Raw genomic sequence first — 1497 nt, forward strand, 5'->3', positions numbered from 1 at the left:
TGACGAACATGCCGGGCTTCAGGATCTTCTCCGGATTGGCGATGGTCGCCTGCACGCGGATGTTGCGGGTATCGGTCGCGATCTGCGGCTCGATCGTGGTGATCTTGCCCTCGAAGGTGCGGCCCGGATAGGCATCCACCCTGAGCCGGACAGTCTGGCCGACCTTCAGGCTGCCAGAATCCTTTTCCGTCACCGTGAAGTTGGCCCACAGCTCGGACAAATCGGTCAGCGAGACGATCGCCGTGCCGGCAGTCAGATATTGTCCGACCTCGACCTTGCGCATGCCAAGATCGCCGGAGAACGGCGCGCGGACCAGTTTCTGCGAAATCAGCGCCTCGGTCTTCGCGATGCCGGCCTGCGCCTGGTCGTAGGCGGCCTGAGCCTGATCGACGGTCGCCTGCGGGCCGAACTGGCGCGAGGCCAGCTGCTTGGCGCGGTCGAGCGACAGCTGCGCGACGGTCGCCTGCGCCTTGTAATTGGCGAGATCGCCCTGCTCCGGTGCGTCGAACAGCTGCACCAGCGGCGTGCCGGCTTCGACACGCGTACCGGGCTCGAACTTGATCTCGGTGACGCGGCCATTGACATCGGCGCTGACGTCGACCTGATGCACGGCGACAAGGCTGCCGACCGCAGTGAGCAGGTTCGGCACCACCTCCGACTTCGCCTCGGCCGCGCTCACCGCGGTCGGCGGCGGCTTGTTGTTGGCGAAGAACTGCTTGATCATCTGGCCGCGGAAATAATTGAACCAGACGAGGCCACCGACGAGCGCGGCGAGAAGCGCGCCGACGATGATGAACCACAGCACCGGTCGGACCGGACGCTTGGGAGCCTTGTTGTCGATCGGTTGGCCCGAAATCTTGTGTTCGGCTACGATGTTCATGTCATGCACTTTCTGCAATCGCCGCCTTGCCGGCATTCGCGGCCTGATTGTGGCCCAGATGCGCAGCAATTGCGGCGTCGTTAAGTCCGATACCCCTCAGGAGAAACTCACAGAGCTGCCGCTCCAGATCGTTTGCCTTGCCGTAAGCGAGACAGGGCGTGGCCGGCAGCCTGGTCAGCGCCGCCGTCATCAGCGAATGATGCGCGAACCAGAACAGGTTGAGCGGATCGCCAGTGCACGGCCGTGCGTCCCCCGCGGCAACCGCGCGCTCGAGCGAGGCGACGAAGACAGCCCCGATCAGCGTCTCGATCTTGGCATAGAGCAAGCGGGCGAATTCGCCATCATCCAAATGGCTCGTGGCCATCAGTCGCAGGCGCTGCGCCTCCTCCTGGTCGGGACCGTCGGCGATCTGAAGGAAGTGCCGGACCATGCCGCGGATCAGCTCGACCAAGGCAGCCGTCGACGGCTCCCGCTCGAGCAGCTCCATCAATGCTGGTTCCGCCTCGCACTCATCGCTCAGGATCTCGGCGTAGAGCGCCGCCTTGGAGGGGAAATGCTTGAACAGCAGCGCCTCGGAAATAGCAGCGGCGGCCGCCACGCTCTTGGTCGTGGTGCCG

At 64.5% G+C, this 1497-nt stretch carries 2 protein-coding genes; both read right to left on the reverse strand.

The genetic code is table 11. The features are described from left to right. Nucleotides 1–880, reverse strand: an 880-nt coding sequence (locus tag IVB12_RS21885) for an efflux RND transporter periplasmic adaptor subunit (RefSeq protein WP_247301747.1), incomplete at its 3' end; no start/stop codon positions are given. 1 nt (nt 881) lies between these two features. Next, nucleotides 882–1497, reverse strand: a 616-nt coding sequence (locus tag IVB12_RS21890) for a TetR/AcrR family transcriptional regulator (RefSeq protein ID WP_247301750.1), incomplete at its 5' end; no start/stop codon positions are given.

Source organism: Bradyrhizobium sp. 179 (assembly GCF_023073535.1).
GTDB lineage: Bacteria > Pseudomonadota > Alphaproteobacteria > Rhizobiales > Xanthobacteraceae > Bradyrhizobium.